General features: G+C 41.2%; 15 protein-coding genes. 6 read left to right on the top strand and 9 right to left on the bottom strand.

The window, feature by feature from the left end; all coding sequences use genetic code 11:
* Positions 1–9 precede the first annotated feature (9 nt).
* The 6 genes from ACFSQ3_RS03995 to ACFSQ3_RS03970 all read left to right on the top strand — a co-directional run bounded on the left by ACFSQ3_RS03995 (position 10) and on the right by ACFSQ3_RS03970 (position 7,118).
* The gene (locus ACFSQ3_RS03995; protein WP_380867710.1) at positions 10–792 is read left to right on the top strand and encodes a glycosyltransferase family 2 protein; all 783 of its coding nucleotides are present in this window, start codon (positions 10–12) and stop codon (positions 790–792) included.
* Positions 793–848: 56 nt separating this feature from the next.
* A complete protein-coding gene (locus tag ACFSQ3_RS03990) occupies positions 849–1,787 on the top strand; it encodes a capsular polysaccharide synthesis protein (RefSeq protein WP_380867708.1) in 939 nt (312 codons plus the stop codon).
* Between the two features lie 280 nt (positions 1,788–2,067).
* Positions 2,068–2,895: a hypothetical protein gene (locus ACFSQ3_RS03985; protein WP_380867705.1), complete on the top strand. Its 828-nt coding sequence runs from the start codon at positions 2,068–2,070 to the stop codon at positions 2,893–2,895.
* Between the two features lie 61 nt (positions 2,896–2,956).
* A complete protein-coding gene (locus ACFSQ3_RS03980; protein WP_380867703.1) occupies positions 2,957–3,982 on the top strand; it encodes a hypothetical protein in 1,026 nt (341 codons plus the stop codon).
* A gap of 74 nt (positions 3,983–4,056) precedes the next feature.
* Complete coding sequence (locus ACFSQ3_RS03975) at positions 4,057–5,235, top strand: glycosyltransferase family 4 protein (RefSeq protein WP_380867700.1); 1,179 nt, start codon at positions 4,057–4,059, stop codon at positions 5,233–5,235.
* Positions 5,236–5,237: 2 nt separating this feature from the next.
* Positions 5,238–7,118 (top strand): alpha-1,2-fucosyltransferase, encoded by a 1,881-nt coding sequence (locus tag ACFSQ3_RS03970; RefSeq protein ID WP_380867698.1) that lies wholly within the window; start codon positions 5,238–5,240, stop codon positions 7,116–7,118.
* Between the two features lie 21 nt (positions 7,119–7,139).
* On the opposite strand, the gene ACFSQ3_RS03965 is transcribed toward ACFSQ3_RS03970, so the two are convergent.
* From ACFSQ3_RS03965 to ACFSQ3_RS03925, 9 genes are all read right to left on the bottom strand, one after another.
* Positions 7,140–7,880 (bottom strand): LytR/AlgR family response regulator transcription factor, encoded by a 741-nt coding sequence (locus ACFSQ3_RS03965; protein ID WP_380867696.1) that lies wholly within the window; start codon positions 7,878–7,880, stop codon positions 7,140–7,142.
* A 3-nt stretch (positions 7,881–7,883) separates the two neighbouring features.
* Complete coding sequence (locus ACFSQ3_RS03960; protein WP_380867695.1) at positions 7,884–8,918, bottom strand: sensor histidine kinase; 1,035 nt, start codon at positions 8,916–8,918, stop codon at positions 7,884–7,886.
* Positions 8,919–8,927: 9 nt separating this feature from the next.
* Complete coding sequence (locus ACFSQ3_RS03955; protein ID WP_380867694.1) at positions 8,928–9,539, bottom strand: tetratricopeptide repeat protein; 612 nt, start codon at positions 9,537–9,539, stop codon at positions 8,928–8,930.
* 213 nt (positions 9,540–9,752) lie between these two features.
* Positions 9,753–11,915, bottom strand: coding sequence for a TonB-dependent receptor (locus ACFSQ3_RS03950; protein ID WP_380867691.1), 2,163 nt, complete (start codon positions 11,913–11,915; stop codon positions 9,753–9,755).
* Positions 11,916–12,014: 99 nt separating this feature from the next.
* The gene (locus tag ACFSQ3_RS03945) at positions 12,015–12,932 is read right to left on the bottom strand and encodes an AEC family transporter (RefSeq protein WP_380867688.1); all 918 of its coding nucleotides are present in this window, start codon (positions 12,930–12,932) and stop codon (positions 12,015–12,017) included.
* Positions 12,919–14,454, bottom strand: coding sequence for an FAD/NAD(P)-binding protein (locus ACFSQ3_RS03940; RefSeq protein ID WP_380867686.1), 1,536 nt, complete (start codon positions 14,452–14,454; stop codon positions 12,919–12,921). The genes ACFSQ3_RS03945 and ACFSQ3_RS03940 overlap by 14 nt, the downstream gene beginning before the upstream one ends.
* A gap of 159 nt (positions 14,455–14,613) precedes the next feature.
* A complete protein-coding gene (locus tag ACFSQ3_RS03935; protein ID WP_380867684.1) occupies positions 14,614–16,161 on the bottom strand; it encodes a DUF5689 domain-containing protein in 1,548 nt (515 codons plus the stop codon).
* Between the two features lie 26 nt (positions 16,162–16,187).
* Positions 16,188–17,609: a SusD/RagB family nutrient-binding outer membrane lipoprotein gene (locus tag ACFSQ3_RS03930; RefSeq protein WP_380868473.1), complete on the bottom strand. Its 1,422-nt coding sequence runs from the start codon at positions 17,607–17,609 to the stop codon at positions 16,188–16,190.
* Between the two features lie 59 nt (positions 17,610–17,668).
* Complete coding sequence (locus ACFSQ3_RS03925) at positions 17,669–20,926, bottom strand: SusC/RagA family TonB-linked outer membrane protein (protein WP_380867681.1); 3,258 nt, start codon at positions 20,924–20,926, stop codon at positions 17,669–17,671.
* Between the last annotated feature and the right edge of the window lie 5 nt (positions 20,927–20,931).

Here is a 20,931-nt window from a genome sequence, read left to right as displayed (position 1 = left end):
ATTTCCTTTATGACACAAGGACCTTTGATTTCGGTTGTTATACCTGTTTACAATGGGGAACAATATGTCAAAAGTTGTTTGGATACCATGTTTGCCCAAACGTATAAGAACCTCGAAATCATCGTGGTCGACGATGGGTCTTCCGATCGGTCGGGACAAATTGCGCTGCAGTATCCAGTGAAAATGATTCGTTTGGCTGAGAATCGTGGATTGTCGGCGGCAAGAAACACGGGAATTGATGCTGCATCGGGCGAATACATTCATTTCATGGATGTTGACGATGGTATTAATTTGGAATATTACGAGCAAATGGCGGCAGCTGTAGTAGAAACCAATGCAGATATTGCTTGCGGCGGGATGGTCAACGAAAAGCACAGTTTTAAAACCTGGAAGTTTAAAAAGCGTGCGCTTTATCATGATACGCAGGATAAGCTGAAAGCAACATTCGTCGGGAAATGGGGTTATGTTTGGCGCTATCTGTTTCGTCTTGATTTTATTAAGCAGCAGGGTCTTCGTTTCGAAGAAGGTCGCTTTATTGAGGATTTAACGTTCTCCCTACCTGCAGTTTATTATGCGGAAAGCGTGGTCGTCGTTCCCGGAGCGGAATACTTGTATTACCATCGTGAAAACTCGATCATGAACAAAAAGGATAAAGCGCACCGCGAAAAACGACGTTTGGACTGGTCGCACGCCAAAGCTTTCCGTAAAGAATTCTCTCGCAAGCACAACCTGAAAATTCCGGGAATCGATACGGGTAGATTTGCTTATTTGTTGAGGAAGATTTTTGGTTAGCAGCCGAGGTTTGGAATATTTAACTTATTCTTTCATCTTTATTCTAAATTTCCTGCATGAAAAAGGTCAAAAATTTCTTTGCTAATGGTGTTTTGTCGAAAAAGATATGGGCGTTAGGGAAACGTAAGCTTATTCGTAGAAAGCAGGATAAAATTGCTCGTTTTTGGAACCCAATTATCGATAAATATTTCGCAGGTAATTTGCCGATCGATGAAATCAAGGCAAAAGCCGATTTGAAAGGTAAAACCGTAGTTTGGCAGTATTGGGGGCAAGGTATGAGTGGCGAATTGCCAGAACTGGTGAAAATTTGTTTTTCTTCCGTAGATAAATACTGTAGCGATTATACTATCATCCGTCTGGATGATAGCACAATTCAGGATTACATTGACTTTCCTGATTATGTTTGGAAAGAAGTTGGTGAACCGAAGTTTAAAAGGGTATTTTTCTCCGATCTTTTGCGCTTAGCTTTACTAGCTAAATACGGCGGAGTTTGGATTGATGCAACGATTTTACTAACAGGGGCGTTGCCAAAACGTTATTTTGAAATGGATTTCTTTGTCTTCCAACGCGACGACAAAGTTTTTGATGAATCCAACTGGCCAAGTACCGATATGAAGTATTGGTCATCTGATCCCGATTTCAAAGTGAGGATGTTAACGAGCATCATGTTCGCGAAATCCAATAACGAATTGGTGAGCGTATTGCTGGCTATTTTACTTTATTATTGGAAAACACAGACTAGAATTCGGCATTATTTTATTTTACAGATATTATATCACGAACTTATTACCGGTCGTCTGCAACAGGCGAAACCTTTTGTGGAGTCTGATACTTACTCACACTTGTTGAGGATGTTGGTAGACGGACACGAGAATGTTTCCACAGTAACTGAACTTTTGGCTACAACACATATCCACAAGTTGACCTACTTAGAGGATGAGCCGATGTCGCGGTTTAGGAGGTTACTTCGTTGTATAGAAGAAAAAGATTTTTGACTAACGGTAAGTTTTGTGCAATCTAAATCAACATCTCAGATGTATGAGAGAATTTCAAGGAAAACGCGTTCTATTAGCAGCACCTCCGCACTTTGGCTTTAACAATTTGTTTGCTAAAGAGTTGTCTGAAGTGGGCTTCGACGTTAAAGATTTTTCACCTTCAATAGATTCGTTTCGGTACGCAAGTTTTCTACAAAGGATAGGTAATTTTTTACGAAAAATATTTTATAGAGATTACCTGTACAAGCGAAAACTAATAGAAAAATGGAACTCATCTGTTTTGGCGGAGGAATTACGTAAGTACGATTCGTTTGACTATGCGCTGTTTGTGCGTCCAGACATGTTTCCTTTAAGTTTTGTTGAGTCTGTTCGAGAAAAGACGGCTTGTATGTCAGCATACCAATGGGATGGTCTATCACGATATAATGAGGTTAATTTATATATTGAAAAGTTTGATAGATTCTTCGTGTTCGATGAGACTGATCTTTCCGATAATTTATTGCCTTTAACCAACTTTTGTGCCGGTAGTCTTTATCCGTCAGTTAGCGGATCGAACGAAATTGAAAAATCTGCTTTTTTCTTAAGTTCCTATGATCCTGCTCGTTTTCGACAATCGATCGAACTTAAACGGTTGTTGGAGATGCATAAAATTAAGTGTGAATTCATATTCGTATCTTCTAAACGAAACAAAAAGCAAGACAAAGAGATTCAAATTAACGGTTTCGGTGTTCTCAGGAAAGAAATAAGTTATTTAGAGAATATAAGAAATGTTGTTAACGCTGACATAATAATTGATATCTGCGTTGAAGGGCACCAAGGTTTGTCATTTCGTGTATTTGAATCTTTGTCGTTATCGAAAAAACTAATAACAACGAATTCATCCATAAAGCAATATGATTTCTACCACCCAAATAATATATTCGTATGGGATGGTAGCAATGCGAAGGATTTAAGTGATTTCTTGGAAAAGCCTATCTTTGTTGTACAAAGTCAAATTAGGAATAAGTACACATTCCTTAATTGGATAAAATATGTATTTGACTTTGGGTCTTATAAGGAAATTAATCTTCCGAAGAATGTTCAGAGTCAAATTAATGCTGGCAAATAATAGCTGAATATTTTCTTTTGCGCGAAGCGTAACTTTAGCCAGCACTAAAATAAATACAACAATGCCAATTTTTGATGGTAAAAAAATTTTTCTAGCCTTGCCAAAAAATAATGGCTTTGAAGAGGTTTTTAGAATTCAACTGACCAATTTAGGTTTTGATGTGACAATATGTTCTCTGGATTCCATGTCAAAATTCAAATACAGTAGCGTTTGGCAGAGGGTGTATAACACTTTTAGAAAGATATGTTTAAATGATTACGCCCACAAGCAGGAGCTCATCCAGAAGTTTCGGGAAAAATTAGTCTTGGAGGATTTGCCCAAATTAGAAAATTCTTACGATTATGTTTTGTTTATCCGTCCAGATATGTTTCCAATCGAGCTGTTCGAGCTTTTAAGTTCGCGCACTTCCAGCATGATTGGTTACCAATGGGATGGTTTTAGCAGATACCCTGTAGACGAAAAAAGGTTGAATTATTTCGACAGGTTTTTTGTTTTTGACCCAGATGATATGAAACCTAGTTTCTTACCATTAACCAATTTTTATATAGATCCAAGTTCTGCCGATGAATGTAATGGCAAGGCTTTAAATAAAAGTTTCCGGTCAGCGTTTTTTATTGGAGGTTATGAAGCAGAACGAATGGCAAAAATTAAGCAAATAAAGGATGCATTTAATAGTATAGGGTTTGACGACAAATTCCTTTTCTTTAGCCACTCGAAGAGCGGCAGAAAAGTGATCGAAAGAAACGGGATGGATGTAATTGATAAAATCGTTAATTATTACGATATGTTACCTATGGTGTGGAGTGCTGATGTATTGGTGGACGTTGTCAGTAAAGATCACATGGGGCTGTCGTTCCGTACATTTGAAGCTCTTGGTTATGGCAAGAAATTAGTAACCACAAACGCGATGGTAAAGTTTTACGATTTTTATCGGCCTGAAAACATCTTCATTTGGAATGACGGGGATGTCGATAATCTTGCGGAATTTTTAAACACCCCTATGGTTTTAGTTAGTAAGGATATTTTGCGGAAATATGAATTCGTAAACTGGATTAAATATGTGTTAAATTATGGGGATTACATCTAGATCACTTTACCCTATTTAGCCATATTATAAGTGTCACTAATTCTTTTATTATAGAAAAATAATAGTATTTCTTGATGTATAAAGAAAAAATGAGGAAGCTATTCCATACCGTCAAATCAGTTATTATGTACCCGCATATAATTGGTAGAATTAATAAAATTGAGAGTAACATCATCTTTTTTTTTCCTTTTTATCATACTGGGGGGGGAGAGCAGGTTCACGCTGATATTTTAAATGCAGTTAAAGATCAGTTTCCAGTTTGTATACTGACGGAAATGTCGCACAATCAGGATTTGAAATCCGAATACCAAAAGTCGGCGGAGTTAATAGAATTGATACGACTTGGATCAAAAAAGTCGTTTAGGAAATTTGTAGCGAAAAGGGTCGCACGTATCTTAAATAGAAAAGGTAATCTAACAATATTCACTTGCAACAGCCCATTTTTTGATTTGATGGCACCCTTTCTGGACGATAAAATCAGAAAGATAGATTTAATACATACCTACCGGGGAGATGTTGTCGGAGATACGGAACACAGAACGCTCCCATATGTCAACCAACTAGATAATAGGGTTGTTTTGGGAAATAAACAAAGGGAATTGACAATAGGCTTTTATAAAAGATTTGGTTTGCCGGATTATCTGAACGAAAGGGTTGTTGTAATCCCCAACGCTGTACCGTTGGTCAACTTTAATGATAGTAGGAGGTATCCAACTAAAACCTTGAATATTTTGTTTGTTTCGCGAAATGGATGGGAAAAGCGTCCCCGTATGTTTGTTGATATTGCGAAGAAAGCGTTTGAAAAAAATATGCCGTTTCATTTCACCATGGTAGGAGATTTTGAAGAATTTGGGAATCAAGTGACACCAAATGTGACACTTGCCGGCAGAGTGTCAGACAAACAAAAGCTCGGAACCTTTTACAAAGAGGCACATGTATTATTAGTAACATCGGTATTTGAAGGGCTCCCGATGGTAATATTAGAAGGTATGTCTTATGGAGTGGTTCCAATTTCCACAGGAGTTGGAGAGATCCCATATCATGTGGGGGAACAGTCGGAGACAGGATTTATCATAGACGGTAGCTTGAAAGAAGATGCTATGGTTTTAGATTTTGTTGACAAGATAACTTACGTTTTTGAGAACCAAACTATTTTACAATCGTTTTCTAAGAAAGTCGTAAAGAAAGTCGCTGGCGAATTTTCAAAAAGTGCCTTCATAGAAAATTATCGTCGACTGATTTTAAACAAATAAGAATGTCTACGTCACATAATGAGATTCCGCATGTAACCGTATTTATAACTACTTATAACAACGCGAGATTTATAGCTAAATCGGTACAAAGTGTCCTAAATCAGTCTTTTGAAAATTTTGAGCTCATTATCATTGACGATGGCTCAAATGACAACACGGCTAGTATTTTAGGCCAACTTAAAGACGATAGAATAAGAATTATTACCAATAAAGAAAACAAAGGAATTGTTTACTCGAGAAACTTGGCCCTCAAGCATGCGAAAGGCAAATTCCTAGCTGTGCTTGACGGGGACGACATCGCGTTACCAGATCGGCTTTCCATTCAATTAAAGGAGTTTTCCCTTCGTCCGCAGTTGGGGTTGTTAGGCGGACAAGCTTACATTATTGATGAATTCGGGAAAAGGTATGGGAGTATTCCAGAGCGTGTAGTTGGTCCCGATGAAGCTAAAACTCAATTATTTTTCGATAATCCATTTACACACTCTAGTGTGATGATGCGAATGGATATATTTCGACGCGTAAATGGATATCCTAATATGAGGATTCCAGTTGTAGAGGATTTGGCATTGTATATTAACATTTCCAACTTCTGCGAAGTTGATAACGTCCCAGATTATTTAGTCGAATACCGTAGACATTCTGATAATGTAACTCGAAGTAGATATAAGGATGTCTACAATATGTTGACCGAGTTGCGTGGAAGACATTTGAAGGATTTTGGTATCGCTAATTATTTGGATAAGGCAAAAATGCTGACTTATTATCGCATGCCTAATACGCTGGGTTTAGACATGTATCGAAATCTTTTCTGCGAACTAATAGAGGTTAATCAAAGGTTGACAGTGTACAAAATAGAAGTTTTTAATAAAAATATCTACCAAATGTGGCTAGAGATTTTGATGACAAGGGCGCCTAATAGGGCACTAATTGGATTGTTTTCATTACCCGGTTTTAAAATTAATTACTTCACAAAAAAGCAAATGTTAAAAGTCTTATTAAAGTCGTTATTACCTCCGCAAAGAAGATTGAAGGTGGTGAAAATTTTAGGAGGCTTGGGAAATCAAATGTTTCAGTATGCCTTTTTTCTAGCTCTGAAGGATCAAGGGCACAACGTCAAGGTAGATGTTGATGATTTTAGTCGCTATGAATTGCATAATGGCCTTGAACTCGAAACAGTTTTTAAAATTTCGTTGAACAAAGTAAAAGAAAGCGAGCGTCGACTCCTGATTAAGTCCAAGCGAGATAGTTTATTTCTTCGCTTACAGCGTAGATTAATGAAATCAAGAAAATCATTTGTCCAAGAACAACCGCTATTTTCTTTTCAACCACATCATTTGACCAACCCTGGTTTTGCATATTATTGGGGATATTGGCAACATGAAGATTATTTTTCCCATATAAAAACCACAGTACGAGAGGTTTTTAATTTCCCTCCATTGAAGGGTAAACGAAACAAAATTTTGTACCAAACAATAAAGAATTCTAATAGCGTAGGAGTTCACGTTAGACGAGGGGATTATTTGAAAGACCCTCTGTTAGGAAATGTTTGCGATTTAGATTATTTCACTAGAGGAGTAAATTATTTGCGCTCTCAAATAGCAAATCCAGTATTCTTTTTCTTTTCGGACGACTCTGAGTGGTGTAAGAATCACTTTGACGGTTTGAATGTTCACTTCATCGATTGGAATTTAGGTGGAAATAGCTACATTGACATGCAGTTAATGAGTAATTGTCAACATCAAGTTATATCGAATAGTAGCTTTAGCTGGTGGGCAGCTTGGTTAAACAGTAATGAGGAAAAAATAGTGATCGCGCCGAAGCGTTGGATCAGCGATAGCAGCATTGATACAACTGGTTTGACAATGAACTTTATACAGATGTAATTATTTGAATTCAGTTCATTATCACCCCAACCACTCCTTAAAACTACCCACCCGTTCGCGGCTCACTATCGAATCTTCCGAATTGTAATTCTGCAAGTTGATTTTTAGGCGCGAGTTGGAATGCAAGGAAATATCTTTGATGGCTGGGAGGTGGATAATGTGGCTGCGGTTGATTCTAAAGAATGCTTTCGGATCCAGCAATTTCGAGAGCTCATCTAAGGTGAAGTCGATTAGGTAATCGTGACCATTGTCAGTTCGGGCGTATGTGCCTCCGTTCGCACTGTAAAAGCAAACTATATCCCTTTGAGTAATTATACGGATCGATTGACCGATTTTAACGGTAAATCGATCTTTATAATTCGGTTCGCTTGAAGTTAAAAGCGCTTTTATGGCGTTGATATTGTAGGCTGGATTTTTTCGTAATACATATTTATTTATCGCTTGTGCCAGTTCATCTTCATTGATTGGTTTTAGCAAATAATCCACACTATTTTCCTTGAACGCACGCAATGTATATTCATCGAAAGCAGTTGTAAAGATTATCGCCGAAGGAATTGTGCGTTTTCCTAACAGATCGAAAGCTGTTCCATCAGAAAGCTGAATATCCATAAATATTAGTTCGGGAGCATGGTTTTCCCTCAACCAACTATCGGCTTCCGCAACGGAATGTACAGAATTAATCTGTTGATAACCCAATTTTTGCAATTTACGTTGTAGCAATCTCGCCGCTGGCTTTTCATCTTCGATTATAAGTAATTGCATAATTTACGGAGTTTGGGGATTCAAAATTAGAGGTAATGCTACGTGGAAAATATATTCATCAGACTCAACAATTACGGGAAGCTTGCTATAGCTTTTGTATCGTTCTGTAATGATGGCCAATCCTGTATTATTCGATTCAACAAACGATTTTCGCGGTTGCAGATTGTTTTCGACGATCAAATAACCATCCTTAGAATACATTCGAATGAGCAATGGATGTAAGTCAGAAGCTTCGTTATGTTTAATTGCGTTTTCTAAAAGTAGCTGCAAGCATAGGGGTACAACAACAGATTGTTTCTGTTCCAAATCTGCCGAAATTATATAATTCAGCGCATCCTCAAAACGGATTTGCAATAAATACAGGTATTCCTTACAAAGTTGCAGCTCCTCTGCTATCGGCACCAGCTCTTTATCTTTTTGCGTCAACACATTCCTGTAAAGAGATGAAAGACTGCTTGTGTATCGAGATGCTTTCACGGTATCCTCTTCAATAAGTCCGCTCAAAACGTTCAAGCTGTTAAACAAAAAATGAGGATCGATTTGGTTTTTTAAGTTGATAAATTTTGCCTCTGATAAGCTTGATTTGGCCTTTTCCTTTTCGATTTGTTCATCCTTCATTGCTTTTATAGCATTAATAGCATAGAAACTACCTCCTGTAACAATCGATACGATTGCGCCGAAAATATATGTTCCAGATGATTCCAATTGAAAAAATAGGATTGGATTATATTGCGTTTTCGTGCCGAAAATCAAATACCTGATGATAAATAAAGTAATGGCAGTAAGTGCAGGATTGATTAATAGATAGACTAAAAAACGGTGAAAGCGATTTTCGAAATAATGCTGTATCCATATAGCAACGCGATGATTTAGTATGTACAACGAGGCGCTCAATAGTAGCGTAAAAAGTAGCCATTGCACGGGGATATTAATCAGACTGCATCCGCACTCAATCATGGAAATGACCAGCATGATTACCAAGCCAAATAGCAGCGAAAAGAATAGGTCAGGAATGGACTTCGCGATAGTGATACGCATGGTGTTCGGTTATTTTGTTAACATTTTTTCCGTTCGGTCTTTCCCCCAGGATGGATAAAATGCTCCTTTGGTTTTGTCTTTGTCGTATAAAGATAATGCTTTTTCCAAATCCTTGTAATCTTGTTCGGTTTGTCCTCCGGTAAACCTTTTGGATTGTATTTGAAATTCCGCTAAACCAGCTATGGCTCGCGGATTTTCGGGGTCTGCCTGAATGGCCTTTTTGTATGTGGCTATGATCTTTGGAGAAAGTTTTTGCGCGTTATTCATCGGATCGGTAATCATTTCGGATGTTAATACAAATGCTTTCAGCACGAGCCATTCCGATTCCGAACCCAGGGTTTGCTTTTCGTTGATGATTGATGTTGCTTTTTGCAATAATTCCATGCGTTTGGTTTGATCCTGTAAAGGAAATGATTTCGTGATGTAAGCCAAGGATTGATAATATGCCGGCAACCAATTCTTTTTTTCCACAGATGCGATTCGTTCAAACTTTGCGGCTGCTTCATCAGTTTTTCCAGCTTCCCAAAGTTGCATTGCTTCGGTCATGGCTTTTTCATATGAATTTTGTGCAAATGCGAGTTGGCACATGATCAGCGATAAGGCAATAAAAAATGTTTTCATAATGTTTAGTATTTAATGTTGATGGAAGTTAGGGAGATGGTCTTAGATGATGAAAATAGATGAGATGAACTGTCGAAAAATATAGATGAATTGTAGCGGTTTCAAACTTTTCTTGATAAAAATTTTGAAAAATAGAGAAGTTAGTGGCTGTTGAGCTGAAGTTTGACAAGTGTCGATTTCGTAACAACGTCACGTTTCCAACACCTAACACCATTACAAATTATCCAACTGATTATCCTTTTTATTGTTACTGATTGTCCAAAAGAAGCCGATGAACACAAAGCGTTTGGTAGTCGGTGTTAAAGCTTGTCGGTCAAATGTGCCCGTATTATTTCTGCGTTGTGCATATTGATAACCGAAAATTGGCTCGTTGCCGAGCAAGTTGGATACCGCAATATGTATAATTTTCTGTTGGCTAATCAGGTACGACCAGTTGGCCGACAATGTATTGATCGGACGTGTGTAAGATTGAACGTATCCCGGTTGGTTGAGATCATGATATGGTCGTCCGGAAATAAATGTATTTGTGATGCCAACCTGAGAGCGCCAAGCGCCAATCCAGTATTTGGCCACCAGCGAAGCGTAATGTTCCGCAACATACGGAGGTTGCACTTCACGCTCATAATCTTTTTCCAGCTTACGCGCATTAGTCCATGAATAAGAAAGCCAATATTGTAGGTTTTGGATGGAACGGCTGTCGCGCCAAAATACATCCAATCCGTTCACTTTTCCGTAACCGTCTGTTGCGTAGTTGCGAGAAAAGGTCGGATCACCACGTTCAAAGCGAACCAATCGGTCATAAGATTTGTGAAACAATTCTACCCGAAGTTGTTTGCCGACATCCGCGTAGCTGTATTGTAAAATCGTGTGCTGGGCAGATTGCCAAGGCAATTCAGGATCAAACTTTTGAATATCTTCCGTAGGTTGTTGGTGAAAAAGTCCATAAGAAAGCGAAGCAGAATGTTTTTTGTCGGCGATGAATGTAAGCGCAGCCCGCGGTTCTAGATAATCGCGCGTTTGCGTATGGACCGTATAACGCAAGCCCGCATCGGCATGCAAACGATCGAAAATGTGATACGAAACCTCGCCGTAGCCCGCAGCAAGATGGTTCGCAAAACCATAACGGGGCGTAACATATTCGGGCGATGAAAATCGTTCTTTGTAATTTTGGTAGAAATAATCGATCCCGAAGAAATAACGTAGCGAACTATTTACATTCTTCTGAAACTTGTTTTTGATGTGTAAATCCGTTGCTGCAGTTGGGATCTCGAAGGTGCTGAAATGTAAATCGCGCTCAAAATAGCCAAGTCCAAAACCGGAATCCCATTTCCAATTATTCGCTAAATATTTCGTGTAATTGGCGTTGGTGTAATAGTTTGAAGAGCGGATATTTGTTTCTACGTTTTGACCATAATCGATATGATCATCACGGAATCCTAACCGTTCGCCAGCGAAGGAAGCGTAAATATTCAAAGCTTGTTTTTCGGAACGTTGTCGATAAATCGCTTCCCCGCTCCACTGTTGATACGGATTTGTCCAATCCATATTTTGCTTGATAATTTTTGCAAAGGGCGCCAAAGAAATATAGTTCGCATTGAATGCTAAAGAAGATTTTTCGTTCAATCTCGATGTATGTCCCGCGCCAATTCCAATCGCGGAAATAGATAAATCAGTTTTTGCTTCATCGGGTTCTTTGGCGGTCTTCAGGTTTAAAATGCTGGATAAAGCATTTCCAAATTCTGCAGAATACGCACCTGTGGAGAAGTTGGTTCCTTGGAATAGCATCGGTGAAAACCGACCACGCACAGGTAAGTTATTTCCTGAAACCGTATACGGTTGGCCAACGCGGATGCCGTTGATGTAGGTTTGCGTTTCGTGCGGATCACCTCCGCGGACCATCAATCTTCCGTTTTCGCCGGCAACTTGTGCGCCGGGCAATGTTTCTAGCGCAGCGATGATATTTCCCATGCTACCAGCCGTAGTGACAATATCTAATGCAGTAAGTGCGGCGTTTTGTTGATTTCCTAGCCTAAATTCCCCCGCTTTCACGACTACTTCTTCTATATTGTTTTCGCTGGCAGTAAGTGTTATTCGAATGTCGTTTTGTGGAAAGGAACGTAAAGGAACCGTAATCGGGCTATAGCCGAACGCGGTAACTTGCAAATTAATGGTGTCGGTTTTTACTGTTGAGAATGAAAATTTACCTAACCTGTCCGTTGTTGCTCCATCATAGCTACCAACTGCAAAAACATTCGCGCCAGCTATTGCCTGATTCTTCTTGTTGGTAACACGCCCTCCAATAATAACGTTTTCATGATTTTGTCCGAAGCAAATTGCGGCTTCGAGAAATAAAATTATGGTTAATAATCTGCACATATAAAAGGAATTTAATCGAAATTAAGCTCCTGATGTTGCTGTACGAATTAATAGTATATGAGCGGTAGAATCCACCCATTGAGTTGTGAATTTTTCTGTTTAGAACAATAAAATACTAACCAGCGGAACTAAGATTAGTGATACAATCGACGATATACCGACCAATAAGGCAGCATTTTCTTCTTCCGTTTCAAGGAAAGATGCAAAAACAACTAAGTTGGCCGCGATTGGGAAGCTAGCCATTAATAGCATGAGCATAGACTGCTCTTCCTCTAATGTTCCGATCCATTGCGATTCTGCAAATACCAATAAAGCCAAAAAGATTGCGCCAGCTACATAGCGCATGCCAAGAATTTTGCTAAACGTTTTATAGGCCACTTTCTTGAAGTCGATGCCTCCCAGCGTAACACCGATGATAAGCATACCCAACGCGGAAACCAACCAACTAACTACGTGGCCGACCGGTTCTACAGCTTCTGGAACTTCTACCGATGCTAGGTTAAGACCGATAGCGACTGCACAGGCATAAATTGCTGGGATTTGAAAAACCTTTTTAATCGCTGTTTTTGTAGGAACGTCTTTGGTTCGCGACATCAGATAGAAACCAACCGTATCGCCATAAAGTGCGTTTCCAACGTAAGCGGAAATGATCAATGGCATCTGTTCCTCACCAAATAGCGCCATCACCACCGGAATACCAAACCAACCAATGTTATAATAAGAAAAGGCTCCTTTCAACAAACTTCCGTCGTAGTCCGTAGCGATTTTTTTCTGCGTAATGATTGCAGGAATATTCATAGCTAAAGCCAATAAAAAGATCATCGATCCAGAGATGGCAGTTTCTGCTAAATCGGCTTTGAGCAAATTTTCAATAATTAGTATTGGAATCAACACGTAAAGCAAGGCTTTGGAAATCCATTTGCTTTGCAAATTCCATTTCGCGTGCGCAAACCAGCCGACGAGAATAAATCCATATAGCGGCAATACGCGCGTCGCCAGTTCCTTAATGATGTCCATGGCCTAATTGCTTTAATAAATCGTCTGTGAGTAGATCGGCTTGTTCCACATTAAACCAAAGCGAGTTGATGTCCAATTGTGATCCTGCCAATTGATGGCCAATCACGTAAAACGGAGACAACTTGTCTGTTTCGGAAGTCCAAATTCGCATCGTATTCAAATCCGCAAGTACACCCGAAATTGGATGTTCCGCGATATGTTTCTTGGATAGCAAATCAGGAAGGATCGGCTGATCCGCCATTTTTTCAATATCGCTGGAAGGTCCGGAAGCATTAATGACATAATCGGCTTCATAAGAACTGCCATCTGCTTTCTTCAATACAAAATGATCATCTTGCCATTCGATATCGTCGGTATGTCCGATGATCGTTAATTGTCCAGAACGTAAAATTTCCTGAATCTTCAAGCCATTTTCTAGTGGAATAGCATGGCGGTAGATGTCAAAATGAGGTTTTACCCATTTTCCGAAAAGCGTTTTTTGATCAGGAGGGAGCAGTCGCCAAATTTTGTAGGAATCTTCGCGAAGCGAATACAAAATAGTTTGAAAAAGGTTGCCGCCTGAGGTTGCATCTTTTACATCCTGCTCCAGCAATGCCAATTGATCTTTGTCGATGCGGTCTTCATCCGACCAATTGATCTGTTTTTCCAATGTGCTAACTACTTCCGATCGGAAAAGTCGAATCAGATCGATGACGCGGAGCGTACGTTGTTCTTCACGGATGATTCGCCGAATATTACTCAGCGTAAGAACCTTTCTTTCGTACGGAATTTCTGAAGGAGTTTGAACACCGGGAAGCAATCCAGTTAGCGAAAAGAATTGAATCGGACCTTCGTGGCCGTTATCTACTAAAGTAATGAGCGCGTCGATCGCGGTTAGGCTACTGCCCACAATGCTAACCCGCGTATTTTTATCTTTGATTTCCTTCAGCAATCGGCTGGTCGGCCATGGCGAGCAAAAGAAGTTTTTGACATCTTTCAGTTTTGCGAATGTAGAAGATTCTGGATTTCCCGTAGCCAAAATCGCGAAATCGACAGCCACCTTCTGCTTATCTTGCGTAACAAGTTCCGCTCGATTGTTTGCTACAACATCCGCAGCGATCACTTCACTAGCGATTTTCTTAACTTGAATACCGTTTTCTTTCGCCCAAGTTTCGTATTGCTCGAGCGTAGCTTGCACATATTTTCCATATAGCATGCGTGGCGGATAGCTATCTGGGTGTGTACTTACTTGCGGAAATTCTTTTTCTATTTGATCGCTATTCTGATGCATCCATTGTACGAAGTGCATGCGTTCCTGCGGGAAAATGCCCATTAATCCGGCTTTCGTATTGAGTAAATGTCCTTCTTGACCCGTTCCGAACGCCAGTCCGTCGCCGAACTCCTTGCGTTTTTCAAATAGCGTTATCGATAGTGGAAACGGATTTCCTTGGGTAAGATGTTTCTGTACAAGTTGAATAAAACAGGCAACGCCGCTGGCTCCTGAGCCAATAATAGCAATACTTTTGGGTAGATGTTTGACCATACAAACACTTAAACAGTAAGAACAACGTATTGTTTATAAGCGAAATATTTGTTACCTAACCTTTTTTTTTTGATGAATCTGAATTGCTTTATGAACATGTGAAATCCGCGGATAATATCAATATTCGCGGATTTCAAATTGCTGCTGGAAAGAAATTACTTATTCTATTTGCTTCGTGACGAATTCGCCGACTTCCAGTTCGTTAGCCGCAGATTGTTTCGTTAACCTCAGCGGATTATACGATCGCCGAGTGTCCCATTTTCTAGTCGTTGTATTGAATGTTCCGCCCAATTGTATAAAGAATCCTACATTGCCAGGTAAGAAATGTGGAATGCGGTATTGATTGGTGCCCATAGAGAAAAAGGGTTGTGCTACACCTGTCGCTTGCTCGAACGGTTTATAGTGATCGTTATTAGCTACGCGATAACCTAACATATTGATGGAGTCAATCACGGTAGCGGTACCTGTACCTCCAAACATGACCAAATCTATTGGGACACTTGCTTCATTAATATTAGTACCTACGAACAGGGCCATGCCACTGGCATTTCCAGTGTTTGCTAAAATGTTGGTGCTTGGGTTACCAAGTCCGTCTCCGCCCGTAGTTCCGTATGGAACCGCTCGTATCCAATTTAAATCAGATAAGCTGGTTGAATTTGCACCGCTAATTCGGCGTTGATGTCCGCCAACGTAAAAGAATTCTCCCTTTTTAACTGAGCCTTCGGTAAGATTAAATTTCAGCGTACGAGCTCCACCGGTCGCCCATCCCGCTCCCGGAGCGGCGCCTGCATTCGGTTGGTTGGCTCCAGCATTGTTAGTTGTTACTACACTAAATGGGATTTCTGCGAAGTTAATGTCGGTATTCGCCAATAGTTGGATGTATTCATAGTTGGTATCTGTACCTTCCGGATCCGGACAATAGCCGGCAAATACAAGCGGCATATCGCCTAAATTGCCAGGAATTTCCGGGTCAGAGATGTCGTCGATCGATGTTGCGTCGAGTGGCCATACAGCCATCCGATCTTCTACATCTGGGTCGCCAAGAAGAACCCCAGTAACGTTGATGTTTCTCGGCAGAATATGGTTAGAGAAGTTCGATTCTGAACGCACACGCATGTGTAGGGTATCTGCTCCGTTCAATATTTTCTTCACGCCGCTGATCGTTTCGCCCGACGTCGGACGAGGGGTTACTTCCGCACCTAAGACTTTTACCAATGTGCTTTCGAAATCGTTTGGTCGTTGGTAGATTAAAGATGCTGTAAGTGTGCGTACAATTGCAGAGTTGCTTTTTCCAATTCTTTCCACGTCGGATTCGCTTACCCCATCAATATATAAAAAGCCATTTCGCTTTAAGGTTTTGTTCCCCACGTTAATCATTAGCGAGTCACCCAGCGAATAATTGTTCGCCACTTCACCCACATGAATAGCTATACCATGGGTTCCAGCTCGTCTAGTTTGTTGTATCACAATCATTCCATCGGGCGTGTTTCCATTTTTTTGGTTGGAGATGACGGTTCCCGAGGTAAAGGTTGCTTCGGATAACTTATCTGGTGTGAGCTGTATATCTTCTCCTTTATGTATTTGTCGGATATCTTGTATGGCCATATACGGACTCAATGTTCCTTCGGCGAAATCTCGTTTTTCGCACGCGCTGATGCTAAAAAGCACGATCGCTAAAAGCGCAATACCTGTACTAATATTTTTCATGGAATAATGTCGTTTCATAGTGCCGATTATGGTTTTTGCCACCAAACTAAGGTGTTTATATTGTCCGGCCCCTGTTCTTGTACTGCTTGCTGATAATTTTCTCTGTTCGCCGATTGTACATAAACCGGATAATTCAGGCGGGAAGGCATTCTACCATCATTAAGATGTCCCGAACGAATGGGCAGCTTGGGATATCCTGTCCTCCGAAATTCAAACCAGGATTGCATGTCGGTAAAAAACAGCGAGTAATACTTTAGTATATGGATCATCTCCATTTTCTGCTCTGTTGTATAAGAATCTTTCCAAACATTTAGATCCGAGGTTAAATAAAAAGATGGAGCTTCTAATCCCCAGAGGGAAATAGCTGAAATGGCACCTCGTTCGTAGTAGGCTTGTGGCGACTGTGCGCTTATCCATCCTTTTAGCGCAGCTTCTGCCAAAATGAACTGCAGTTCAGCATAGTTCATGATGTTGCCAAGTAAAGCTTCCGACATGAGGTTGGTATTCAAGGCAGAGCCTGCAACAGGTGGTTGTCCGACAGGATATCCGCTAGGGATACCAAAATAATCGCCGTTTACTGCTGCTGCCCAAACAGCCAAACGAGGGTCGCTACGCTCGCTTAAGTTGTCAATAAAGAAGTTTGTGAGCTTCGGAAAATACCAATCCGCAGGTCTCCATGTGGCAAAAGGAGATACATAAGGTGCGCTTCCTGTCCAACGTAGAATAGCCGAATCGTCGTTGCCGTTCATAATTGGGTAGCGCAACGGTTCGACGTCAATGATTTTAGTGATAATCTGGCTGCTATTAAGCTCGGGTTTATGTGCAAGGCGTAGTGCCAAACGCAGGTAAAGCGAGTTGCCAAACTGGCGCCACTTTCTTAATTCACCACCAAAAAGCGGGTCTGACTCTTTCGAGAGCGATGCATTGGTGCCTAATGCGGATAATAATGTATTTGCTTCTTCTAGATTCGCGAACAAAGCGGGATATATGTCCTGCTGTTTGTCAAATACCGGAAGGACATGATTTAAGTTTTTCCCTTGTAGGGCTTCTGTGTAGGGAATATCACCATAAATATCGGTCAGTATCGAAAATATCCACGCCTCACAAATTTGTGCAACCGCCATGTATTGCTGCTGGTTGAGCTCTTCGGCAAACTCGTAAATATCCCGAAAGTTTCGCAGCTGTACGTACAAGTTGTTCCACATATAGTCTGCCTCCGTTGCACGAACTTCGTATCGAAAGATACGCCCATCTCCATCGCCCATGTTCACCGTAACTTGCATCAGTTCGTTGGTGATGCGCTGACTACGACTCATATTGTAGGTGACCACTTTCGTTAATGCGGGAGCAAGTAAGCTGCTGGGGCGTACTCTGGGGCTGGTGTTTGGATTAGTGTTTATCTCCTGAAAATCTTTGTTGCAGGATGTCGGAAGTACAATGACGAGCATTCCGAGGATTATGGTATAGATATATTTACGGATCATATTTGTTTTCATCTGAGTATCGATTATAGACCAACAACTAAGTTAAATCCAAAGGTGCGCGTAGCAGGAAACTGTCCTAGTTCAAAGCCACGGGTTATATCGCCGTTGCCTAAAGTTCCAAACTCCGGATCGTACGCTGGCCAATCGGACCAAATAAATAAATCCCTGCCAAACACGCCGACGGTGGCGCGTTGCAATCCAATCCGACGAAGTAAATTGCTATCCAAAGTATAATCAAATCGTATTTCGCGTAATTTGAGGAAGTCGGTGGAGTAGGAGGTTCCCTCTACATTGTCCCGACCAAGGTGCGCATTATAATAATCCCACACGTTCTCAGAAATGACATCGTTTGGTCCGTACGTGCCGTCGCCATTTTCGATGACGCCGTGGCCAATAATTCCATTGTAACGACCAGGCAAGGTATTTTTTGTTTTACCTTGTTCCGCGTGAACTGCAGAAGTCAACGAATATCCGACGGCGCCAAACTGCGCATCGAACATAATGCCCAAGCGAAACTGCTTATAGCGAAATTCGTTATGAAGCGCAATACGCCACGCTGGATTGGTTTGTCCGATGTATTGCAAAGAATCGGTCAGCGTTGGCAATCCATTCCGATAGATGATCTGCCCGTCCGGTGCTCTATTGTAACCTCGTCCATACAGGTCATCCATTCGCCCTCCAACGCGAGCTATGATAGCGCCGCGACTTCCAGGGCCATTTTGCAAGATCATTTCGTTAAGATCATCCGTCAAGCTTACCACCTTGTTTCTATTGGCGCTAAATACCGGACTCATTGTCCATTGAAAGTTCGGTTTACGAATAGGGGAAATTTTGGACTCGATTTCCCATCCACTATTTTGGATCATTCCCGCGTTGAGCAAAACTTCATTGGCTCCGGATGATCGGTCAATAACTGCGCGCAAATGTTGGTTCGATGTGTTGGCGCTATAGTAGGTAATGTTGAATCCAACGCGGTTATTGAAAAGGGCAACATCGGCACCCGCCTCATATGACCAAGTGCTTAGCGGTTGTAAATTTAAGTTGGGGATGAGTGTCGGATTCGATCTTCCTCCCGGAAATGTCGGGTCGAGATTATAGTTATACGATGTCAAATAGGGAGTCATGGAACCGCTGCCTACTTCGGCGGCAGATGCCCTAAACTTCATCAAGGAAATAGCTGATGGAAGTTTCACGGCGTCCGACAACACGAAACTCATATTCAATCCAGGATATCGAAAAGCCTTCCCTTTGTTTGTCGGCGAAGCCAATGCGCTATTCCAATCATTACGAAACGAAAAATCTGCAAAAAGAAAATCCTTAAAGGAAATAGTACCTAATGCATACAAACTATTGAGCACGATCTGTGAACGATTTGGTGTAGTTACGATGACTCCAGCAGCATTTCCCAAATTGAAAATACCCGGATAATCCAGTGAGTCCGCGGCGTTCCGTTCTAAAGAGCTTTCATTGCGAAGCGTACTTCCGCCAGCTGTCAGCCGTATGTTTAGGTCGGGTGTCACCTGTTTTTTATAGGTAAGCATCACATCGGAAGAAGCCTCTGTATTGTTTATCTGCTGCGTTCTGTACATGCCCCTTCGGAACTTCTCGGTATCGTAAGGCCGTTGTTGGCTACGCCTTTCTGTATTTAAATCGAGTGAAGTACGTACCATCAATTCCAACTCGTTGGTGAATGCATAAGAAGCTTCTACGTTACCTGTGATTCCGTGGCGCTTATTCTTGTTAAGCATTTCCTGAGTAATAAGGTAAGGATTGTCAACCAAGCTACTGAATGGAAAGTTTTGTACTCGATTTTCTTCTCCAAATCGCCAGTAATCTTCCAGCCAACTTATTGGAGCGCTTGGTTGCCAAAAGATGCTCCAGTACATCAATGATTGGTTGTTGTATCCAGTTGATGGCAAATTATCGCTACGATTTTGACGGTAGTTGATGCGGGTATTTACTTTTAGCTTATCAGTAACCTTATGCGCGGCTGTCAACGACAGGTTGTTGCGTTCATATCCAGTGTTTGGAATAATCCATTTGTTGCGTAGGTCGGTAAATGAAAATCGAACCTGCGTACTTTCGTTTCCGCCATCTAAACTCAATGAATTGGTGAATGTGGTACCTGTGTCGAAAAACTTCTTTCTCTCGTTTGGATAGGCTTGCCACAAAGAACGTTCCGCGGCACGAGTTTGTGTGGCAGGGTCAAATTGGAAGTAATATTGTCCATCGAATTTAGGGCCCCAAGCCGAACTTGTACTACGCGTAGACGGACCATCAGGACCATCAAGAAATGAATGGTAACGCACACCTTCTGCACCTTGTCCATATTCATATTGATAGTCTGGCCATCTAGATATGGATTCCATGGTGCTGTTTGAAGTGAATGTTACTCCGATTCCGTTGCCAATGCGACCGGATTTAGTAGTAATGACTATAGCACCATTGGCTCCGCGTTGCCCGTACAATGCCGTGGCATTCGCACCCTTTAATACCGTAAGCGTTGCGATATCTTCAGGGTTGATATCATTAATCCCTGTACCAAAATCCGTCGGAGAATCTCCACCGAGGTAAGCGCCATGTCCCGTTCCCACTTGATTTCCACTACTATTGCTTACCACAACGCCATCAATAACAATCAGCGCATCGTTGGCACCTGTTAAGTTATTCTCACCACGTAAGATAATCTTATTAGATCCAGCTGGTCCACCGCCAGAGCGGACAAGGTTTACACCGGCAACACGTCCCGACAGCGCTTCACTCCAATTATTCGGTAATGCTTCAGTGAGTTGTTCACCTTTCAATTCAGTTGCCGCATAACCCAACGCTTTTTTTGTACGTTCAATGCCTAAAGCAGTAACGACTACTTCTTCTACTTCGCTCACAATTGGTAATAAACGTACAACCGTGGCGGCGGTAGACTCATCGGCAACTATAGTCTGCGTTTCGTACCCCAACGTGGCTATCATTATTGCACTACCCGAAGCAACCGATATGCTAAATTCTCCATTTTTTGAAGTGGTTGCCACTATTCTATCAGCAACTCGAACCGTAGCCCCCGCAACAGGTTGGTTGGTAGCTGCATCAACTACGCGTGCTGAAAATCGTAGTTGATCTTGCAGGGAAATGGCCGTTTCGAAAAGTGTTGAATGTCTTTCGGCTTGTGCCGTTTTTACGGAAAATAACAGTAAAAAAGCGATAGCGGTAAAGCGTATTCTTCGGTTATTTTTTCTGTCGAAAGTGAGGCGACCAACGGTTGATCGGGTAGATGAATCTATCATTTTTT

The sequence above is a fragment of the Sphingobacterium corticis genome, assembly GCF_042684745.1.
Lineage (GTDB): Bacteria > Bacteroidota > Bacteroidia > Sphingobacteriales > Sphingobacteriaceae > Sphingobacterium > Sphingobacterium corticis.
Note: the sequence above shows the minus strand (reverse complement) of the source record. Positions and strands in the feature narration are given on the sequence as shown.

Excerpts from the sequence above, each read along its gene's own strand:
- ACFSQ3_RS03995 (WP_380867710.1), top strand. The coding sequence starts at position 10 with ATGACACAAGGACCTTTGATTTCGGTTGTTATACCTGTTTACAATGGG.
- ACFSQ3_RS03990 (WP_380867708.1), top strand. The coding sequence starts at position 849 with ATGAAAAAGGTCAAAAATTTCTTTGCTAATGGTGTTTTGTCGAAAAAG.
- ACFSQ3_RS03980 (WP_380867703.1), top strand. The coding sequence starts at position 2,957 with ATGCCAATTTTTGATGGTAAAAAAATTTTTCTAGCCTTGCCAAAAAAT.
- ACFSQ3_RS03975 (WP_380867700.1), top strand. The coding sequence starts at position 4,057 with ATGTATAAAGAAAAAATGAGGAAGCTATTCCATACCGTCAAATCAGTT.
- ACFSQ3_RS03970 (WP_380867698.1), top strand. The coding sequence starts at position 5,238 with ATGTCTACGTCACATAATGAGATTCCGCATGTAACCGTATTTATAACT.
- ACFSQ3_RS03965 (WP_380867696.1), bottom strand. The coding sequence starts at position 7,880 with ATGCAATTACTTATAATCGAAGATGAAAAGCCAGCGGCGAGATTGCTA.
- ACFSQ3_RS03960 (WP_380867695.1), bottom strand. The coding sequence starts at position 8,918 with ATGCGTATCACTATCGCGAAGTCCATTCCTGACCTATTCTTTTCGCTG.
- ACFSQ3_RS03955 (WP_380867694.1), bottom strand. The coding sequence starts at position 9,539 with ATGAAAACATTTTTTATTGCCTTATCGCTGATCATGTGCCAACTCGCA.
- ACFSQ3_RS03950 (WP_380867691.1), bottom strand. The coding sequence starts at position 11,915 with ATGTGCAGATTATTAACCATAATTTTATTTCTCGAAGCCGCAATTTGC.
- ACFSQ3_RS03945 (WP_380867688.1), bottom strand. The coding sequence starts at position 12,932 with ATGGACATCATTAAGGAACTGGCGACGCGCGTATTGCCGCTATATGGA.
- ACFSQ3_RS03940 (WP_380867686.1), bottom strand. The coding sequence starts at position 14,454 with ATGGTCAAACATCTACCCAAAAGTATTGCTATTATTGGCTCAGGAGCC.
- ACFSQ3_RS03935 (WP_380867684.1), bottom strand. The coding sequence starts at position 16,161 with ATGAAAAATATTAGTACAGGTATTGCGCTTTTAGCGATCGTGCTTTTT.
- ACFSQ3_RS03930 (WP_380868473.1), bottom strand. The coding sequence starts at position 17,609 with ATGCTCGTCATTGTACTTCCGACATCCTGCAACAAAGATTTTCAGGAG.
- ACFSQ3_RS03925 (WP_380867681.1), bottom strand. The coding sequence starts at position 20,926 with ATGATAGATTCATCTACCCGATCAACCGTTGGTCGCCTCACTTTCGAC.